Source organism: Clavibacter capsici (assembly GCF_001280205.1).
Classification (GTDB): Bacteria; Actinomycetota; Actinomycetes; order Actinomycetales; family Microbacteriaceae; genus Clavibacter; species Clavibacter capsici.
Window position 1 is genome coordinate 415,918 of sequence record NZ_CP012573.1, and the last position, 18,468, is coordinate 434,385.

General features: G+C 74.3%; 20 protein-coding genes and 1 tRNA gene. 12 read left to right on the plus strand and 9 right to left on the minus strand.

Annotated elements, in window-relative coordinates; all coding sequences use genetic code 11:
• Positions 1 to 86 precede the first annotated feature (86 nt).
• The 3 genes from AES38_RS02075 to AES38_RS02085 all read left to right on the plus strand — a co-directional run bounded on the left by AES38_RS02075 (position 87) and on the right by AES38_RS02085 (position 2,327).
• Complete coding sequence (locus tag AES38_RS02075) at positions 87 to 785, plus strand: ThuA domain-containing protein (protein ID WP_015489256.1); 699 nt, start codon at positions 87 to 89, stop codon at positions 783 to 785.
• A 17-nt stretch (positions 786 to 802) separates the two neighbouring features.
• Positions 803 to 1,879: a Gfo/Idh/MocA family protein gene (locus AES38_RS02080; protein ID WP_053775617.1), complete on the plus strand. Its 1,077-nt coding sequence runs from the start codon at positions 803 to 805 to the stop codon at positions 1,877 to 1,879.
• A gap of 91 nt (positions 1,880 to 1,970) precedes the next feature.
• The gene (locus AES38_RS02085; RefSeq protein ID WP_053773571.1) at positions 1,971 to 2,327 is read left to right on the plus strand and encodes a hypothetical protein; all 357 of its coding nucleotides are present in this window, start codon (positions 1,971 to 1,973) and stop codon (positions 2,325 to 2,327) included.
• A 29-nt stretch (positions 2,328 to 2,356) separates the two neighbouring features.
• Here AES38_RS02085 and AES38_RS02090 read toward each other — a convergent pair whose 3' ends face one another.
• Positions 2,357 to 3,697: an alpha-amylase family protein gene (locus tag AES38_RS02090; RefSeq protein WP_053773572.1), complete on the minus strand. Its 1,341-nt coding sequence runs from the start codon at positions 3,695 to 3,697 to the stop codon at positions 2,357 to 2,359.
• 191 nt (positions 3,698 to 3,888) lie between these two features.
• Here AES38_RS02090 and AES38_RS02095 point away from each other — a divergent pair.
• Positions 3,889 to 3,961, plus strand: a tRNA-Arg gene (locus AES38_RS02095).
• 100 nt (positions 3,962 to 4,061) lie between these two features.
• Here AES38_RS02095 and AES38_RS15765 read toward each other — a convergent pair.
• The 3 genes from AES38_RS15765 to AES38_RS02110 are packed head-to-tail and all read right to left on the minus strand — an operon-like array spanning position 4,062 to position 5,829.
• Positions 4,062 to 4,334: a response regulator transcription factor gene (locus AES38_RS15765; RefSeq protein ID WP_053773573.1), complete on the minus strand. Its 273-nt coding sequence runs from the start codon at positions 4,332 to 4,334 to the stop codon at positions 4,062 to 4,064.
• Entirely contained in the window at positions 4,331 to 5,422 is a 1,092-nt protein-coding gene (locus tag AES38_RS15770; RefSeq protein ID WP_053773574.1) for a hypothetical protein, read from the minus strand. Before AES38_RS15770 ends, AES38_RS15765 begins: the two co-directional genes overlap by 4 nt.
• On the minus strand, positions 5,419 to 5,829 hold the full coding sequence (locus AES38_RS02110) for a PadR family transcriptional regulator (protein ID WP_053773575.1): 411 nt from the start codon (positions 5,827 to 5,829) through the stop codon (positions 5,419 to 5,421). The genes AES38_RS15770 and AES38_RS02110 overlap by 4 nt, the downstream gene beginning before the upstream one ends.
• A 153-nt stretch (positions 5,830 to 5,982) precedes the next feature.
• Here AES38_RS02110 and AES38_RS02115 point away from each other — a divergent pair, with 153 nt between their 5' ends.
• The 6 genes from AES38_RS02115 (at position 5,983) to AES38_RS02140 (ending at position 10,712) form a co-directional block, all read left to right on the plus strand.
• Entirely contained in the window at positions 5,983 to 6,303 is a 321-nt protein-coding gene (locus AES38_RS02115; RefSeq protein WP_244629215.1) for a DUF6412 domain-containing protein, read from the plus strand.
• A 103-nt stretch (positions 6,304 to 6,406) separates the two neighbouring features.
• Complete coding sequence (locus AES38_RS02120) at positions 6,407 to 7,174, plus strand: YidC/Oxa1 family membrane protein insertase (RefSeq protein ID WP_053773576.1); 768 nt, start codon at positions 6,407 to 6,409, stop codon at positions 7,172 to 7,174.
• 64 nt (positions 7,175 to 7,238) lie between these two features.
• Positions 7,239 to 8,147 (plus strand): alanyl-tRNA editing protein, encoded by a 909-nt coding sequence (locus tag AES38_RS02125; RefSeq protein WP_053773577.1) that lies wholly within the window; start codon positions 7,239 to 7,241, stop codon positions 8,145 to 8,147.
• 124 nt (positions 8,148 to 8,271) lie between these two features.
• On the plus strand, positions 8,272 to 8,802 hold the full coding sequence (locus AES38_RS02130; RefSeq protein ID WP_053773578.1) for a hydophilic protein: 531 nt from the start codon (positions 8,272 to 8,274) through the stop codon (positions 8,800 to 8,802).
• Between the two features lie 17 nt (positions 8,803 to 8,819).
• Complete coding sequence (locus AES38_RS02135) at positions 8,820 to 9,854, plus strand: aldo/keto reductase (protein ID WP_053775619.1); 1,035 nt, start codon at positions 8,820 to 8,822, stop codon at positions 9,852 to 9,854.
• Positions 9,855 to 9,938: 84 nt separating this feature from the next.
• A complete protein-coding gene (locus tag AES38_RS02140; protein WP_053773579.1) occupies positions 9,939 to 10,712 on the plus strand; it encodes a lysophospholipid acyltransferase family protein in 774 nt (257 codons plus the stop codon).
• Positions 10,713 to 10,998: 286 nt separating this feature from the next.
• On the opposite strand, the gene panD is transcribed toward AES38_RS02140, so the two are convergent.
• A complete protein-coding gene (gene panD / locus AES38_RS02145; RefSeq protein ID WP_053773580.1) occupies positions 10,999 to 11,415 on the minus strand; it encodes an aspartate 1-decarboxylase in 417 nt (138 codons plus the stop codon).
• Between the two features lie 235 nt (positions 11,416 to 11,650).
• Between panD and AES38_RS02150 the strand changes: the two genes are divergently transcribed.
• Complete coding sequence (locus AES38_RS02150; RefSeq protein WP_053773581.1) at positions 11,651 to 12,730, plus strand: YihY/virulence factor BrkB family protein; 1,080 nt, start codon at positions 11,651 to 11,653, stop codon at positions 12,728 to 12,730.
• A gap of 57 nt (positions 12,731 to 12,787) precedes the next feature.
• Here AES38_RS02150 and AES38_RS02155 read toward each other — a convergent pair whose 3' ends face one another.
• Positions 12,788 to 14,311 (minus strand): cryptochrome/photolyase family protein, encoded by a 1,524-nt coding sequence (locus AES38_RS02155; RefSeq protein WP_053773582.1) that lies wholly within the window; start codon positions 14,309 to 14,311, stop codon positions 12,788 to 12,790.
• A 146-nt stretch (positions 14,312 to 14,457) separates the two neighbouring features.
• Here AES38_RS02155 and AES38_RS02160 point away from each other — a divergent pair, with 146 nt between their 5' ends.
• Positions 14,458 to 15,855, plus strand: a complete 1,398-nt coding sequence (locus tag AES38_RS02160) for a glycosyltransferase family A protein (protein WP_053773583.1) — start codon at positions 14,458 to 14,460, stop codon at positions 15,853 to 15,855.
• Here AES38_RS02160 and AES38_RS02165 read toward each other — a convergent pair.
• The 3 genes from AES38_RS02165 to upp form a co-directional block, all read right to left on the minus strand.
• Positions 15,852 to 16,295 (minus strand): MarR family winged helix-turn-helix transcriptional regulator, encoded by a 444-nt coding sequence (locus AES38_RS02165; RefSeq protein WP_242430973.1) that lies wholly within the window; start codon positions 16,293 to 16,295, stop codon positions 15,852 to 15,854. The genes AES38_RS02160 and AES38_RS02165 overlap by 4 nt on opposite strands.
• 332 nt (positions 16,296 to 16,627) lie before the next feature.
• Positions 16,628 to 17,392 (minus strand): winged helix-turn-helix domain-containing protein, encoded by a 765-nt coding sequence (locus AES38_RS02170; RefSeq protein WP_053773584.1) that lies wholly within the window; start codon positions 17,390 to 17,392, stop codon positions 16,628 to 16,630.
• Between the two features lie 390 nt (positions 17,393 to 17,782).
• On the minus strand, positions 17,783 to 18,421 hold the full coding sequence (gene upp, locus AES38_RS02175; RefSeq protein WP_053773585.1) for a uracil phosphoribosyltransferase: 639 nt from the start codon (positions 18,419 to 18,421) through the stop codon (positions 17,783 to 17,785).
• Between the last annotated feature and the right edge of the window lie 47 nt (positions 18,422 to 18,468).

Sequence of the window (18,468 nt, forward strand, 5' to 3'; positions counted from 1 at the left end):
CGCCCGACGAAGGAGTCGCCAGTGATGCAGATCCCCCACACGCCCGCCCGTCCGCATCGCGGCCGCCCGACCCGGACGGCGCGCTCGTGACCGCCGCCCGGAAGGCGCTCGTCGTCCGCGGAGGCTGGGACGGCCACATGCCCGTGGAGACCACGGGCCTCTTCATCCCGTTCCTCGAGGAGAACGGCTTCGAGGTGCGCGTCGAGGAGGGCTCGGCCGTCTACGCCGACGCCGACGTGATGGCCGCGACCGACCTCATCGTGCAGGCCAACACCATGACCACGATCGAGCCCGAGGAGATGGCCGGCCTCCGCGCCGCCGTCATCGCGGGCACGGGCATGGCCGGCTGGCACGGCGGCATCGCCGACTCGTACCGCAACACGGCCGACTACCTGCACATGATCGGCGGCCAGTTCGCCCACCACGCGGGCAAGGACCCGGCCGAGCGCACGGGCGAGCAGTCCGACAACTACATCCCGTACACGGTCGAGATGACCGAGCTCGGCCGCACGCACGAGATCACCCAGGGCATCGCCGACTTCGACCTCGTGACCGAGCAGTACTGGGTCCTCAGCGACGAGTACAACGACGTGCTCGCGACCACGACGCAGACCGTGCGGCCGTGGGATCCGTGGCACCGCCCGGTCACCGCGCCCGCCATCTGGACCCGCCAGTGGGGCGAGGGCCGCATCTTCGTCTCCGCCCCCGGCCACCGCATCGAGGTCGTCGAGGACCCGAACGTCCGCACCATCATCGAGAGGGGCCTCCTGTGGGCAGCACGCTGACGCACGACGACGACGCGATGACCCTCGGGATCATCGGCGTCGGGAAGATCAGCGAGCAGTACTTCGCGGCCTTCGAGTCCCTCCCGGGCGTGCGCCTCGTCGCCGTCGCGGACCTCGACCTCGACCGCGCGCGCACCGTCGCCGAGGCGCAGGGGGTGGACGCGCTGAGCGTCGACGACCTCATCGCCGACCCGCGCATCCAGGCGGTGCTGAACCTCACGATCCCGGCCGCCCACGCGGAGGTCGACCTCCGCGTGCTCGAGGCCGGCAAGCACGTCTACGGCGAGAAGCCGCTCGCGCTGAGCCCCGCCGAGGCGGAGCCCATCCTGCGGCTCGCCGAGGAGAAGGGGCTCCGCGTCGGATCCGCGCCCGACACCGTGCTCGGCACCGGGATCCAGACCGCGCGCCAGGTGCTCGACGCCGGCACCATCGGGAAGCCCGTCGCCGCGAACGCCTTCTGGGGCGCGCCCGGCCACGAGCTCTGGCACCCGGCTCCCTCCTTCTACTACCAGCCGGGTGCCGGCCCGATGTTCGACATGGGGCCGTACTACCTCACGGCGCTCGTGACGCTGCTCGGTCCGATCACGCGCGTGCAGGGCGCCTCGCTGCGGTCCGACCGCGTGCGCTCCGCCGCCTCCGATCCGGAGTCGCGCGAGATCCCCGTGACCGTCGACACGCACGTGAGCGCCGTGCTGACGCACGAGTCGGGCGCGGTCTCCACCATCACCATGAGCTTCGACATCTGGGCCACGCGGATCCCGAACATCGAGGTGTACGGCACGGCCGGCACGCTCTCGGTGCCGGACCCGAACCACTTCTCCGGCCAGGTGCAGGTCGCGACCTCCGAGGAGCGGGAGTGGAAGGACGTCGAGCCGAGCGCCGGCTTCGTCGACGCGGGCCGCGGCTGCGGCCTCGCGGAGATGGCCGACGCCATCCGCCGGGGTGTCCCGCACCGCGCGTCGGGCGAGCTCGCCTTCCACGTGCTCGAGGTGATGGACGCGATCCTCGACCCCGCGGCGACGGGCGAGATCCGCAGCACGGTGGGGCGTCCGGAGGCCGTCCCGCTGGGCCAGCCGGGGCGCTCCGGCGACTGATCCCCGGTCGTCCGCGAAGAGGTAGTGGGCAGCCTTCCACAATCCCACCACGGGCCCGTTCGCGGGGGTCACGGCGGACTACCCTGACGCCGTGACCCGCCACTTCTCGCAGTTCCTCTTCGCGCCGTACGGCGACGGGGAGGGACTGCGTGCGGTGGACTCGCACCCGGCCGACGAGCAGCTCCTGGGTCGGAGCGAGCCCTCCGGGGCCGAGGAGGGGGGCGAGGCGGACGCCGCCGATCCCGCCTTCTGGCCCGCGCTCACGGCCGTCGAGTGGCCGCTCACGCACCGGCCGTTCGACGACGACGACGAGCCGGAGATCGCCGACGGGCACTTCGCCCCCGCGGACGAGGATCCCGACGGCGAGGCGCGCGAGGAGGCGGAGGCGCACGCCGCCCGCGCCGCCCTCCTCGCCGAGGTCTACGGCTGGCCGCACCGCGCCGTCTGACGGGCGGACGCGGTCGCGTCCGTCGCCGGCTAGGCCCCGGCCAGCACCGCCCAGGAGTGCGCGGGCACGCGTCCGTCGCCGCCGAGGTCGCCGGCCTCGACGCCCCCGTGGGGTCCGCCGACCTCCACCGGCTCGTCGCCGACGTTGAGCACGAGCCGCAGCGCGTCGGGGGATCCGGGCGCGACCCCGCCCGCGGCACCCGAGCCCGACGGCCTGAGCGTGATCGTGAGCGCGGTGTTCGTGAGGCCGGAGGTCTCCATCCGCGCGTCGAGGAGCCAGGCGTGCCGGCGGCGCAGGCCGACGAGCTGCTGGTGGAGGCTGCGGATCCGCGCCGCGTCGGGCTCGTCGGCGTCCGCCGGCAGCTGGGCGGGCGATGCCGGGTACGCGGGGCGCACGGCGTCGTCGCCGCCCGCGCGGTCCTCCTTCACGCCGGTGAGGCCGCGCTCGTCGCCCGCGTAGATCGACGGGATGCCGGGGAGCAGGAGCAGCAGGGCGATCGCGTGGCCGAGGTGGCGCGGATCCACCGCCGAGGCGATGCGGGTCACGTCGTGGTTGCCGACGAAGGTCTGCGGCGTGAAGGACGGCAGAAGCTCGCCGTGGCGGGTGAGGGTCCAGTCGAGCTCGAAGAGGTTGCGCTCGGCGATGGAGTTGCGGATCGACTTCCACAGCTCGTACGCGGTGATGGAGTCGATGGTCGACTCGGCGGCGTACCCGGCGTAGTCGCCGTGGATCATCTCGCCGACGAACCACGCGTCGGGGTGCCGCTCGCGGACGCGCGGCAGCACCGCCGCCCAGAAGGACGCGGGCACGGCGTACGCCGCGTCGAGCCGCCATCCCGCGATGCCGCGGTCGAGCCAGTGGACCATCACCTCGGCCACGTGCGCGCGCACGGCCTCGGAGTCGTGGTCGAGCGTGACGAGCGAGCCGTGGCCCTCGAAGCCGACGGGCTCGCCGGCGTCGTCCCAGCGGAACCAGGACGCGGCCTCGGATCCCGGGCCGTCCGCCAGCGCCTCGACGAAGCGCGGGTGGCTGCGGCCGACGTGGTTGAAGACGCCGTCGAGGAGCACGCGCACGCCGCGCTCGGAGGCGTCGGCGACCAGCGCGTCGAGGTCGGCGTCGTCGCCGAGGCGCGGGTCGATCGCCAGGTGGTCGCGCGTGTCGTAGCCGTGCGTCTCCGAGTCGAAGACCGGGCCGAGCAGCAGGCCGTTGGCGCCGAGGTCGACGAGGTAGGGGAGCCAGGCGCGCAGCCGGTCGAGGCGGTGGGCCGGGTCGGCGGGGCCGCCGGCGAGGTCGTCGCGGGTCTGCGGCGCGCCCGTGAAGCCGAGCGGGTAGACGTGCCACCACACGACGTGATCGGTCCAGGATGCCAAGGGTCGCTCCTCGCGGTTCGGGTCGATCCAGCCTAATGAGCGGTCGTCGCGGCGCCCGCCGGCGGGGTGCGACCGGACACCCGGTGCCGGTCGCCGAGGCCCGACGCCCCGCCGATTCGCGGGGCGGGCCGGGAGCATGTAGTCTGTCTCCCGGCCTGATCGCCGCTCGCGGAGATCATCGCCGCACGACTGCGCCCGTAGCTCAACGGATAGAGCATCTGACTACGGATCAGAAGGTTGGGGGTTCGAATCCCTCCGGGCGCACAGCACCTCCGGGTGCGCATCTCTGGTTGAGACAGAATGGAACGGCCCGCCATCGGCGGGCCGTTCTCGTCTCCCGGGGTGTCGCCCCGGTCCCGTCAGCTCAGCGCGTCGCCCCGAGCGGCTCCACCACGTGGTTCTCGTACGCCCAGATCGTGGCGTGCAGGCGGTCGCGCACGCCGAGCTTGTCGAGCGTGCGACTCACGTGCGTCTTCACCGTCGTCGGCGCGAGGAACAGCCGGCCGGCGATCTCCGCGTTCGACAGGCCGCGCGCCACGAGCACCAGGATCTCCCGCTCGCGTGCCGTCAGCCGCGCGAGCTCGGCGTCGGTGCCGATCCCGCGGGCCGGGTGGCCGTGGTCGAGGAGCGCGCTCACGGGGTCGGCTCCGGGGTGGCGGTGACCTCGGGGGCGGGCGTCCCGGCGGTCCCGCCGCCCGTCGCGGGCAGATCCGACGAGGTGGGCGTGGCCGACGGCGTCGCCTCGGGGTCGGCGTCCAGCGGCAGCGCCTTCGCGAACGGCGGGCGCACCACGGGGTCGCTCCCATCGATCGTCCCGGAGACCACGGCGGCCGCCGTGCCGTCGAGCGGGAAGACGTTCCAGGCGCCGTCCGCCGGGGTGACCGGTTCACCCGTCATCGGGTCGCTCGCCGTCCCGTCCGTCGCGTACGAGCCGATGGTCGTCAGGGGCTTGCCGTCCTGGTCGAACAGCTGCACCCGGTCGAGGAGGTTCCCCTCGGCGTCGTAGGCGAACAGGTTGGTGACCTGCTTGCCGTCGAGGGAGAGACCCGGCTGCTCGTACGAGGTCGGGTAGGCGCTCTCGTCGACGTACGTCCCGCCGCCGTCCTCCGTCAGGGCGAGGGGCACGAGGAGCACGAGCGCGAGCGCGGTGAGGGTGCTCACGACCGCGCGCGACGTCCGCGAGAAGCGGGTCCCCGCCCATCGGCCGCGGCCCCACTGCACGCTGATCACCGTGAGCGCGAGCAGCAGGAGCCACCCCAGCGGTCCGCGCGGGAGCAGGAGGAGGGCGTGGTCCGAGCCGAAGAGGACCTCGAGCACGATCAGCGCGCACTGGTAGCCGGCCCACGCTCGGAGCAGCCACCAGACGGGGCGGAAGGCGATGGCGAGGTCCAGGGCCTTCGACAGCTCCCTGTTGCCGCGGACGGTGCGGAGCAGCTCGCGCCCCGTCTCGTCGATCCGCTGCCTCAGCTGCGCGAGGGGAGAGCGGCTCGGCGCCTCGACCACGCGCTCCGGCAGCCCGGCCGAGGTGCGCAGCTCGTCGGCGTAGCGCACGGGGTCGCCGAGCTCGAGGGCGCCGTCGTGGTCCGCGGCCTCCTCCTGCAGGTCGGCCTCGAGGCCGCCCGTGAGGTCGTCGACGTCCTCGGGGTCGAGGTCGGCGAGGCGGGCGCGCACGGCGGCGGCGAACGCGGCGATTCGGGCGTCGAGGGCGGGATCTGCGGTGTTCACGGGGTGTCTCCGATCGTGCGGACGTTCGCGGATGCGGGCACGGGGCCCTCGCCGGCGCCGCCGGCCTTCCTGGTGCGGGGGGTGGCGGCGGGCTCGCCGAGCAGCCCGCTCATGGCGGTCGCGAAGGCGGCCCACGTGGCGCGCTGCCCGGCGAGGAGCTCCCGGCCCTCGGGGTTGATCGCGTAGTACTTCCGGTGCGGCCCGCCCTCCGAGGGCACGACGTAGCTCGAGAGCGCGCCCGCCGCGTAGAGGCGGCGGAGGGTGCCGTAGACGGACGCGTCGCCGACGTCGCCGAGGCCCGCGTCGCGCAGGCGCCGCACGATGTCGTATCCGTAGCCGTCGTCGTGCTGCACGACGGCGAGCACCGCGGTGTCGAGCGCTCCCTTGAGGAGCTGCGTGGTGTCCATCAGCCGATCTCTCTCATGCGTCGCACAGTATCACGCAGTGCGCGGTACCTCGGAGCGCGGGGCACGGCGGCGTGTCCGGGAGCGCGGGCGAGGCGCGTGGATCTCCGCCCTCCGGCCCTCGTGCCGCCGCCCCACCCGGTGCTACCGTCGGGCATGCCCATCGCGCTGGAAGCCCTCGGCCGCATGCTCGCCCTCCTGGGCGACGTCGTGCTCGGCGGCGCGGGCGTCTCGCCCGCGATCCTCCTCGCGGCGCTCCTCGGCGCCGCCTCCGTGGCCGCCGCCGTCGCGCTGGTGCGCATCGCCGCGGCGCGCGGGCTCCTCGGATCCGCCGCGCCGCCCCTCCGTCCCGACGAGGACGTCGACCTCCCGGTGCTCGTATCCTCGAGCGATCCGGACGCCGACGGGCACGAGCGCTCCCGGGCCCCGGGCCGCACGGCGCAGGTCGTCGTGCCCGCGCCGCTCCCGGCCGCCTGACCGCGGCCCGCCGAGGTCCGCCGCCACCGCGTGGCACGGATCCAGCGCGCGCCCGCATGCGACGACCAGACGGACCCCCTCCGCTCTCGTCGCAAGGAACCCCGTGGACCCCACATCGATCGCCCCCGTCCGAGCCGTGCTCGACGGCCTGTCCCAGCTCGTCGTCGGCCTGGCCGACCTGATCCACCCGCTCGCCGGCGCCTCCGCCACCGGCGTCGCCGTCATCCTCCTGACCCTCGCGGTGCGGGCCCTGCTCGTGCCGGTCGGCGTGGCGCAGGTGCGCGCCGAGATCCAGCGCCGCCGGATCGCCCCCGCGCTCGCCGAGCTCCGCCGCCGGCACGCGGGGAAGCCCGAGCAGCTGTCGCGCGCGATGCAGGAGCTGTACGCCCGCGAGGGCGCGTCGCCGCTCGCCGGCTGCCTGCCGACGCTCGCGCAGGCGCCCGTGCTCGCGGCCGTCTACGCGCTGTTCGCGCACGCGCGCATCGGCGGCGAGGCCAACGCGCTGCTCGCCGCGCCCTTCGCGGGGATCCCGCTCGGCACGAGCGCGCTCGCGTCCGCGGGCCTGGGCGTGGCGCCGCTCGTCGTGTCGGCCACGGTCCTCGCGCTGCTCGCCGTGGTGATCGAGGTCCGCCGCCGCGCGGACCTCCGGTTCCAGGGACCGCCCGCGCCCGTCGACCCGGCGCTCCCCGGCATGGCGGGAATGACCACGATGATGCGGGTGCTCCCGTTCATCACGGTCGTCTTCGCGGGCGTCGCCCCGCTCGCCGCGGCCCTGTACCTGCTGGCGAGCGCCGCGTGGACCCTCGTCGAGCGCGCGGCACTGCGGCGCCTGCTCGGCCGTGCACCCTCCCGAGGGACGGCCGCCGCGTGATCCACCCGGCCGGCCCGGCGCACCCGGTCTGCGAGGATCGAGGCACACCGAGCCGGGAGCCGCCATGACCTCCACCCCCGCGGGCGCCGTCGCCCTGCCGCCCACGCGCGTGACCTACCCGGCGGGATCCGTCGCCTCCACCGGCACGGTCCTCCGCGTCGACGACCTCGCCGACGGCACGCGCGCCGTCGTGCTCGACGAGACGGCGTGCCACCCGGTCGACGCCGCCTGGCCCGACCAGCCCGCCGACCGGGCGGTGCTCCGGGTGCGCGGCGCCGGGATCGAGGTGCTCGACTGCCTCGTCGGCGCGGCGTCGACGGATCCCGCCGAGGGCGCCGTGCTGCACGTCGGCGAGGACGTCCCGGTGAAGAAGGGCGCCGACGGCTGGTCGTTCGTGGCCGTCCACGTCGTGCCGGGCGACGCCGAGGTGCAGGCGGGCGATGCCGCCGAGGTCGCGGTGGATCCCGAGCACCGCCGGGCACTGAGCGCCGGCCACACGGGCTGCCACCTCGCGTCCCTCGCCCTCGACCGCGCGCTCGCCGACGCGTGGACGAAGGACGTCCCGACGGACGCGCTCGGCGCCCCGGGCTTCGACGCGCTCGCCATCGCCACCTCGCGCATCGGCCCGTGGTCGTCCGTCGACGTGTACCGGATCGGCAAGTCGCTGCGGAAGAAGGGCTTCGTGCCCACCGCGCTCCTCGACCGCCTGGACGAGGTGCGCGCCGCCGTCGACGCCACGCTCGCCGAGTGGGTCGCCTCGGGCGCCGCCGCGCGGATCGAGCGCGAGGGCGACCTGCTCACCTCGCGGCGCTCCTGGGTGTGCGAGCTGCCCGACGGCACCGCGCGGATCCCCTGCGGCGGCACGCACCTCGCGGGCCTCGGCGAGCTCTCGTCGGTCACGGTCGACCTGGAGGTCGAGGAGGCCGACGGCGCGGTCGTCGTCCGCATGCGCACCACCTGCGTCCCCGCCTGACGGACCCGGTCGGGGTGCTGCGGTATCCCCGCACCTCGCGCGTCGGGTACCGTTGTCAGGCGCCGTCCGGCCGACCGGCATCCTCGGTCCGGCGACGGCGCGGTGATGGAAAGCGGTATCGAACGTGGCAGCAACCCCCGCGACGAAGTGCTCGGTCTGCGGCAAGGCGAACCCCGTCGGCATGGCCACGGGCAACATCCTCGACCACGGTCGCAACCACGAGCGCTGCCCGGGGTCCGGCAAGCCGCCGGCCGTCTCGACCAAGCCCGTGTCGGCCGCCGCGAAGTCCGGCACCGCCCCGTCGCGGAAGCCCGCGACCGAGGCCGCCAAGCGCGAGGCCAGCCGCAAGACCACCCCGGCCAAGGCCGCCGGTCCCACCCGCGGCGTCACCGTGCGCCGCGTCGAGGTCGACACCGAGCGCCTGCGCCTGCGCGAGGAGAAGCTCGAGCGGATCCGCCAGCAGCGCGAGGAGGCCGCCCGCCGCCGCCTCGGCGACTACATCGTGCCGCTCGACGCCGACGGCCAGGAGGCCCCCGAGGCCGACATCGCGGTCGAGACCATGGACGACGAGGCGCAGGCCTCGGTCGAGCCCGGCGCATCCACCGAGGCCGACGTCGCGCCCGCCGACGCCGCGGACGGCCGCCCCTCGGCCTAGCGCGTAGCGTGGCGCTCATGACAGAGCAGTCCACGGAGCAGCCCACCACCCACCTCGGTCGCACCGGCGTGGAGGTCTCGCGCCTCTGCCTCGGCACCATGATGTTCGGCGCCTGGGGCGAGACCGACCACGAGAAGTCCATCCGCGTGATCCGCCGCGCCATCGACGCCGGGATCACCTTCATCGACACCGCCGACATCTACGCCTACGGCGAGAGCGAGGAGATCGTCGGCAAGGCCATCGCGCAGTCCGGACGCCGCGACGACCTCGTCCTCGCCACCAAGTTCTTCAACGGCATGAAGCCCGAGGCCAACTACCGCGGAGGGTCGCGCCGCTGGATCATGCGGGCCGTCGAGGACTCGCTGCGCCGCCTCGGCACCGACCACATCGACCTGTACCAGATGCACCGGCCGGACGAGCACACGGACATCGAGGAGACCCTCGGCGCCCTCACCGACCTCGTCACGCAGGGCAAGGTGCGCTACATCGGCTCGTCCACGTTCCAGCCCAGCCAGGTCGTCGAGGCGCAGTGGGCGGCGCGCGAGCGGGGCACCGCCCGGTTCGTCACGGAGCAGCCGCCGTACTCGCTCCTCACGCGCGGCATCGAGGCCGACCTCCTCCCCACCACCCAGCGGCACGGCATGGGCACGCTCGTCTGGTCGCCGCTCGCCGGGGGCTGGCTCTCCGGCAAGTACCGCAAGGGCCAGGAGATGCCCAAGACGCACCGCAACGACCGCGACCCGTCGCGCTACGACCCGTCCGACCCGAAGCTCGAGGCCGCGGACCAGCTGGGCGCCCTCGCCGACGAGCTGGGCGTGCCGCTCGTGCACCTCGCGCTCGCGTTCGTGCTCCGGCACCCGGCGGTGTCGAGCGCGATCATCGGCCCGCGCACCATGGAGCAGCTCGAGTCCCAGCTCGACGCGGCGACCCTCGAGCTCGACGCCGCGACGCTCGACCGCATCGACGAGATCGTGCCGCCCGGTCAGAACGTGAACCCGGCGGACACCGGTTTCGCCAACTACTGGCTGGATCCCGCCCGCCGCCGGCGCTGACCCGCCGAGGCCGGGAGCCGACGCGGCGATCCGCCGACGGTCGGCTCCCGGCGCCCGCCGATCCCGCCCCCGTAGGGTCGGTGCATGAGCCCCCGCACCCGCGAACCCGTCTACGGCACCGCCGTGATCCTGGGGCGCGCGCTCTTCGGGTCCCTCCGTCTCCGCCTGGTCGCCGAGGGCCGCGAGAGCATCCCGGACACCGGCGGCGCGGTCATCGCGATGACCCACTTCGGCTACCTCGAGTTCGCCCTCGTCGAGTGGGCGACCTGGCTGCACGGCCGCCGCCGGATCCGCTTCATGGCGAAGAAGGGCGCGTTCGACCAGCCCGGGGTCGGCTGGGTCCTGCGGCGCATGCGCCACATCAGCGTCGACATGTCCGCGGGCGGAGCGGCCTACGCCGACGCCGTGGCGGCGCTCCGCGCCGGCGAGCTGATCGGCGTCTTCCCCGAGGCCGGCGTCAGCGCGTCCTTCCGCGTGCGCGAGCTGAAGACGGGCGCCGCGCGGCTGGCGGCCGAGGCCGGCGTCCCGATCGTGCCCGTCGCCGTGTGGGGAGGGCACCGCCTGCTGACGAAGAACCGGCGCATCCGGATGCGCGACCGCGTCGGCGTCCCCGTGCACGTGCGCGTGGGGGAGCGGATCGCGGTGGCGCCGGACGCGGATCCGCGCGCCGTCACCGACGCCCTCCGCGACGAGCTCCAGGGCCTGGTCGACGAGCTGCAGGCCGCGTACCCGGTCGACGGGCGCGGCCGGTGGTGGCAGCCGCGCCACCTCGGCGGCACCGCGCCGACGCCGGAGGAGGCCGCGGCCGCGGACGCCGAGCGCGACGAGCGGCGGCGGCGACGCGCCCAGGGCCGCTGATCCCCGGGACGGCGGGGGGATGAGACCGGCCCGGACCTTCGAGGCCCGGGCCGGACTGCGCACGTGAACGTCTGTTACCCGCAGACGAACCGGCTGGTGCGGTACCGCTCACCCGAAGAGCCGTACCGGATGACTACACGGTAGCCGGGCTTCCCCGGGATCCCCCTGGATGCGCGGGAATGTACCCCGTATTGGGGGATCGCGGTTCTGTCCGTCGTTTGGGGGACCCAGTACAGTACCGGCCCTCCGATGGCCGTCCGTGCGCGCCGCGCGAGGCCGTCGGGCGTCAGACCGGCTCGGCCAGCGGGGAGCGCTCGAGGCCCGGCGCGGGCGGGGCGGTGGGGTCGGCGTCGACGACGCGGATCCGGTTGTCGGCGTCCACGTGCACCACGCGCGGCTCGAGCGCCCGGGCCTCCTCGGTGGTCATCTGGCCGTACGCGATGAGGATCACCACGTCGCCCACGTCCACGAGGTGCGCCGCCGCGCCGTTGATCCCGAGCACGCCGCTGCCGCGCTCGCCCGCGATCGTGTAGGTGTCGAGCCGGGCGCCGTTCGTGACGTCGACGATGCTGACGCGCTCGCCCACGAGGATGTCGGCGGCGTCGAGCAGGTCGCGGTCGACCGTGACCGAGCCGACGTAGTGCAGGTCGGCGTGCGTCACCGTGGCGCGGTGGATCTTCGCGGTCATCATGGTGCGCAGCATGCGTCATCCTCTGCTCGGGCGGGGTCCGTGCGCGCGTGGGCGGAGCACGGTGATCGTCGAGGCGATCACGGGGGCAACGCGCGGGAGCGGGCGGATGTTCCGGCGGGTGCCGGGTCCGACTGCGCGCGTGGCCCTCGGCGAGCATACGAGACGGCCGCGGCCTTGGCGCGTCCGCCCTCGGGGGCCACGCTGGACGGAGGGCACCCGACCCGCATCGATCACCACGGAGGCACCAGTGGCAGCACGAGACACGGCCGGCACCATCGAGGACCGACCCGACGAGGACGACGCGCGCAAGCCCGACTCCCCGACCCAGATCGAGAAGCCCTCCTGGAAGTACGTCCTCCGGAAGACCATGCGCGAGTTCACGTCCGACCAGTGCACGGACATCGCCGCGTCGCTCACCTACTACGCGGTGCTGTCGCTGTTCCCGGCGCTCATCGCGATCATCTCGTTGCTGGGCGTGTTCGGGCAGGGGCCGTCGACGGTCGACGCGGTGCTCGACGTCGCGCGCGGCTTCGCCCCGCCCGATGCGCTGGAGCTCATCGAGCCCGTCCTGCGCGGCTTCGTCGACTCGCCCGCCGCCGGCTTCGCCCTCGTCTCCGGCATCGTGCTCGCGATCTGGTCGGCCTCCGGCTACGTCGGCGCCTTCAGCCGCGCGATGAACCGCATCTACGAGATCCGCGAGGGCCGCCCGTTCCTCACGCTCAAGCCCACGCAGCTCGCCGTCACGGTCATCGGCATCGTGATCCTGCTCGTGTGCGCGCTCATCATCGCGATCTCCGGCCCGGTCACCGAGGCCATCGGCGACGCGCTCGGCCTCGGCCGGACGGTGCAGGTGGTGTGGTCCATCGCCAAGTGGCCGGTGCTCGCGATCCTGATCATCCTGCTCATCGCGATCCTCTACTACGCCACCCCGAACGCGAAGCAGCCGAAGTTCCGCTGGATGAGCATGGGCGCCGCCATCGCGCTCGTGGTGCTCGTCGTCGCGAGCGTCGGCTTCGCCTTCTACGTCACGAACTTCTCCAGCTACGCGAAGAACTACGGCGCGCTCGCCGGCGTCGTCGTCTTCCTGCTCTGGCTGTGGATCGCGAACCTCGCGCTGCTCTTCGGCGCCGAGTTCGACGCGGAGCTCGAGCGGGGCCGCCAGCTGCAGGCCGGCATCGCCGCCGAGGAGACCCTCCAGCTGCCGCCGCGCGACACGAAGGTCAGCGACAAGAAGGCCGCCGTCGAGCGCGAGGACGTCAAGATCGGCCGCGGGATCCGCGAGCGCCACGACCGCGAGGAGCGCCTCGGGCGCGGCGACGACGCCTGATCCGCCGGGGACGACCGAGGGCCCGCGCGTCGCGATCGACGCGCGGGCCCTCGTGCGTCACCGGTCCTTGACCTCGTCGTACGCCGCGAGGGCCCGCCGCCGGGACTCCCCGAGGTCGACGATGGGCGACGGGTAGGCCGCGAGCCCGCCGCCGGCCTCGTCGTCGGCGTCGTCCTCGGCGCTCGCGACCAGGTCGCCCTGCGCCTTCCACGGCTCGTGGACGACGTCCTTCGGCGCGTGCGCGAGCTCGGGCACGTAGGAGCGGATGTACTCGCCCGACGGGTCGAACTTCTGTCCCTGCAGCACCGGGTTGAACACGCGGAAGTAGGGGGCGGCGTCGGCGCCGGATCCCGCGACCCACTGCCAGCTCGCCGCGTTGTTCGCGGCGTCGGCGTCGACGAGCGTGTCCCAGAACCACTGCTCGCCGTGGCGCCAGTCGATCAGCAGGTTCTTGATGAGGAACGACGCGACGACCATCCGCACCCGGTTGTGCAGGTGCCCGTCCTTCCACAGCGCGCGCATGCCGGCGTCGACGAGCGGCACGCCCGTCTCGCCGCGCTGCCACGCACCGAGCGTCTCGTCGGTCGGCTCGCGCCACGGGAACGCGTCGAAGCGGGGGACGAAGTTCCGCGTCGCGAGGTCGGGCTGGTGGTACAGCAGGTGGTAGCTGAACTCGCGCCAGCCGAGCTCGGAGAGGAACTTGGTGGCGTTGACGTCGTCGCCGCCGACCTTCTTCCCGCGCGTGCGCTGGATCCGGTGCCACACCTGGAACGGGCTCACCTCGCCCCAGCGCAGGTAGGCCGACAGCCGTGAGGTCGTCATCGCGGCGGGCTCGTCGCGCTGCGCGGCGTAGTCCTCGAGCTCGTGGTGCACGAAGTCCTCCAGGCGCTGCAGCCCGGCGGCCTCGCCCGGGTCGCAGGCCTCGCGGAGCCCGGCCGCCCAGTCGGGCGTCGTCGGCAGCAGCCCCCAGTCGTCGAGGTCGTCCGAGCGGGGCGCCTCCCGCGGCCCGTCGAGCTCCTTCGGCGCGGGCAGCGGCTTCCGCGGCTCCTCCCGCTCCTGCGCGGCCCTCCAGAACGGCGAGTAGACGCGGAACGGCTCGCCCTGCTTGTTCGCGATGGTCCACGGCTCGACGAGGAGCGACCCCTGGAAGCTGCGCACGTCGAGCCCCCGGTCCCCGAGGCGCTTCTTGATGGCCGTGTCGACCGCGACCTCCGCGCCGCCGTAGCGCCGGTTCCAGAGCACCGCGCCCGCGCCGACCTCCGCGACGACATCGTCGAGGACCTCGGACGCCCGCCCCCGCCGCAGCACGAGCGGGGAGCCGAGCTCCCGCAGGGACTCGCCGAGTCGGGACAGGCTCATGTGCAGCCACCAGCGGGCGGCGCCGCCGAGCGGACGGATCCCGTCGCTCTCCTCGTCCAGCGCGTACAGCACCACGACCGGCTCGCCGCGCTCGAGGGCGGCGTGGAGCGCGGGGTTGTCGGCCACGCGGAGGTCGTCGCGGAGCCAGACGACGCTCGGGCCGTGCGCGTCGGCGGCCCCCCGGTCGGCGGATCCGCGGTCGGGGGCGTCGTCGTCGCTCATGGATCGAGCCTAGGACGGCGTCCGGCGCCCGGACGGGGGCGGCGTCGCTGCGCACATGACGCCGAGCGGCACGTAATATCGCACATGGCAGTGCGCGTCCGTCCGGGGCCGACCGCCGACACAGATCCGCCGTCGTCGAGAGGCCCATGGACACCCCGAGCACCCCCTCGCCGCCGAACGCGCACCCGGAGACGAGCCCCCGGACGACCGTCTCGGCCGTCGTCGTTGCGGGCGACGCCGGGGCCACCATCGCGCGGACGCTCACCTCGGTGCTCGGGCAGACGCTCCCGCCCGACCGCGTCGTGGTCGTCGTCGCGGGCAGCCGGGACGACACGTTCGCCGTCGCCCGCACCTTCAACGGACGGCACGAGCACGCGCAGCCCGGCGACGGCGCGACGAGCACGACGGTCACGGTCATCGACCGCGGCCCCCGGGAGGGCACCCTCCTGTCCGCGTACGACCTCGCGCTCCGCCTGGCGGGCGGGGAGGGGCGCGTGCTGATCGTCTCGCCCGACGCGGAGCTCGAGCCGCCGGTCCTCGAGCTCCTCTGCGGGGCCCTCGACCGCGATCCCGACGCCGTGTCGGTGTCGGCCCGACTCGACCCGCAGCCGAGCGGATCCCGCGGCCCCCTGGCCGGAGCGCTCCGGCTCCTGCAGCGGCACTGGGCGATGGGCGCCGTCGAGACCGGCATCGACCTCGGCTTCACGGGTCCCGTGCCGCTCGCGCCGGCCACCCTCGTGCGGCTCGACGCCGGCGATCCGCGGTCGCCCTCGTCCGCGGCACCCGTCGACGCGATCCTCCCCGTCCTCCTCGCCGGGGACGACCGCTCGGCCCTCGTGGTCGACGCCCGCGCCCGAGTCGACACCGCGGTCACGTGGGGCACCATGCGCCAGCGCCGCGACAGGTGGGGGGCCTACGTGGCCCGGCTGACCCGCGGCACGTCGCCCGCGGACGCCGGCGACCGCCGCCGGGCCCGCCTGGCCTCGCTCCGCATCGGCGTCGGGCCGGTGCTCCGGGTCGTCTCCTACGCGCTCGCCGCCCTCTACCTCGCGGCCGCGGGGATCCAGGGGCTCCTCGAGCCCGCGTGGTGGTGGGCCGTGCCGGTGCTCGTGCGGCTGCCGCTCCAGATCCGCACGCTGCGTCGGATCCGCGAGCGCACCCTCGCCGACGTCGTGTTCGGCGCGACGCACCTGCCGCTCGAGGCGGGTGAGGCCGCGTACGGCATCGCCCGGATCCGCGACGGCCTGCACCGCATGGCGCGTCGCAGCCGCCGCGTCCCCACCGCCCCCGACACCGTCCCGCCGTTCTCCGCCGTGGACGCGGTCGCCGCGGGCGTCCTCGGCGTGATCGTCGTGGCCGTCCTCGCGCTGTCCGCCGTGGGCGGTCCGGCTGCCGAGGGCCTCGCGACGGCGGTCGGCGTCGCCGCCGTCCTCGTCACGGCGGCGGACCTGGTCATGGCGCTGCTGCGCCTGCTGGTCGCGCGCGGCGGACCGTTCGCGCGGCCGCGAGCGGGCGCGACCCGCGCAGGAGGGACCGCGGCCTAGGCCTCGGCGACGCTCCCGCGCAGCTTGTCGGTGAGCGCGCGCAGCGTGTCCAGCTCGTCGGGCGTGAGCGCGGCGCCCACCGTCGACGCGATGGACGCCATGTGCATCCGGGCGACCGCGCGGAACGCGGCGTCGCCGGCCTCCGTCAGCCGCACGATGGTGGCGCGGCCGTCGCTCTCGTCGCCGCACTTCACGACGAGGCCCCGCGCGACGAGCCGGTCGATGAGACGGCTCACGCTGGGCTGGGTGAGCAGCACGTGCTGGTTGAGGTCGCGCAGGCGCAGGCGCCCGTCGGGCTGCTTCGAGATGTTGAAGAGCACGTCGTACTCGTTGAACGAGAGGTCGTGGCTCGGGAAGTCGGAGCTGAGCCGGCGCATGACGCTGACCTGCGCGCGGAAGAGCGACTCCCAGGCCCGCACGGCATCCGCGGTCTCGCCCACCAGGCCTCCTCGTCGGTGCGCTCCCGGGAGGGTCGTCGGGCCGCGCGCTCTCGGGAAGTCTAATGAGCGCCGGGCCCCGCGACGGTCCGCGGTGATCCCCTGGGACCAGGCCCCGGAGACGACTGAGGGCCGACCCCAGAGGCATGGGGCCGGCCCTCTCCCTTGCACCAGGAGTGTCCTGCGATCACATTCCGTCTCCACCGCCACAGCAAACGGTGGGGACGAGATGACTGTATAACGATCCCGTAACGCCCCGCTACCCGGAACCGGGCGGATGTGCTGGGAGTCCGCCGACAGCACCGCAAGGAGGAGCTGGGGTCGGGGGACGCGGCTCAGAACAGGTCGGGCGACTGCGTGCTGGCGTGGTGCACGGCGACGTCGGCGTGCCGGTCGAACCGGTATCCGGCTCCGCGCACGGTGCGGACGATCTCCTCGTAGCGGCCGAGCTTGGAGCGGAGCCGGCGGACGTGCACGTCGATGGTGCGCTCGTTCGGCACGTCGTCGCCGTCCGCGGCCGACCAGAGCGACGCGATGAGCTCGGAGCGCTCGATGGTCCGGCCCTCGCGGAGGACGAGGTACTGCAGCAGCTCGAACTCCTTGTAGGTGAGCGGCGCCGTCTCCCCGTCGAGCACGACGCGCTTGCGCGACAGGTCCACCGTCACGCCGCCGTCGACGTGGTCGTCGCCCTCGGGCTGCTCGCGGTGCTGGGCGACGGCGGCCGGATCCTGCAGCGCGAGCCGCACCACGTCGATGTCCCGTCCGCCCGCGCCCTCGGGGGCGAGCGCGACGGCGGCGTGGGTCTCGACGCCGGGGGCCAGCTCGGCGGCCAGGCGCTTGAGCGCGGCGACCACGGTGCCGAGGTCGGTGCCGGCCGTCGCGGCCTTCAGCTCGTCGAGGCCGACGTAGATGGCGAAGCCGCGCGCCTCGGTGCCCTCGGGCACGGCGCGGAGTCGCGCGGGTCGGGCGGGAGCGGCGGCGGTCACGGGCGCCGGCGTGCGGCCGGCGGAGGGGGCGAGCGGTGCCGCCGCGCGGAGCACGGGGGCGGCGGGAGCGGATCGGAGGGAGGTGCGGGCGGTGTCGATGGTCGCGAGCGACATGGCGGAGTCCTTGTGATGATGCGGGTGCGGCGCAGCGTGGGTGCGCGGGACCTCAGGGTGTGCGAGACGCCTCAGGGGGCGGATGCGCCGGTGACGGCGGGGAGGGTCGGCGACGGACGGGTCGCGGGACCGCTCGGGCGAAGGGGGCGGGTCAGGCCGACATTCGACAGGACATCGCGACACGGCCGGGCATCATCATGCCGGCGACTCCCGAGGCCTCGGAGGAGGTCAGGACGTGCGCGTTCAGATTCATGGGGAGAGCTTGCACGGATCCGTGCGCCCGTGTCAACAGCCGTGGCCGGAATCGTGCGGGACGCGCAGGGATCGTGCGTGGGCGGACGACGGCGCCCGTCCCGAGGGGAGCGGGCGCCGTCGAGCGCGGGGCGCGGGTCAGTGCGCGGCGGTGCCGTAGAGGCGGTCGCCCGCGTCGCCGAGGCCCGGGATGATGTAGCCGACCTCGTCGAGCTTCTCGTCGAGCGCGCCCAGGACGATCGTGACCTCGCGGCCCGCGGTCGCCTCCTCGACGGCCTTCAGGCCCTCGGGCGCGGCGATGAGGCAGATGCAGGTGACGTCGACCGCGCCGCGGTCGAAGAGGTACTCGATGGCGGCGATGAGGGATCCGCCCGTCGCCAGCATCGGGTCGACGACGAAGCACTGGCGGTTGGAGAGGTCGGTGGGGAGGCGCTCGGCGTAGATGTCCGGCTGCAGCGTCTCCTCGTTGCGCACCATGCCGAGGAAGCCGACCTCGGCGCTGGGCATGAGGCGCATCAGGCCGTCGAGCATGCCGAGGCCCGCGCGGAGGATGGGCACCACGAGCGGCTTCGGGTCGCTGAGGGTGAGGCCCTGGGCGGGCGCGACCGGCGTCTGCACCGTGATGGTCTCGACCCGTACGTCGCGGGTGGCCTCGTAGGCGAGCAGCGTGACGAGCTCGTCGGCGAGGCTCCGGAAGACGGGGGAGGGGGTGGTGCGGTCCCGCAGCGCCGTCAGCTTGTGCGTGATGAGCGGGTGGTCGGCTACGTGGACTCGCATAGGCTCCATTCAACCAGCAAGGGGGATCGCGATTGGACCTGCCCGTC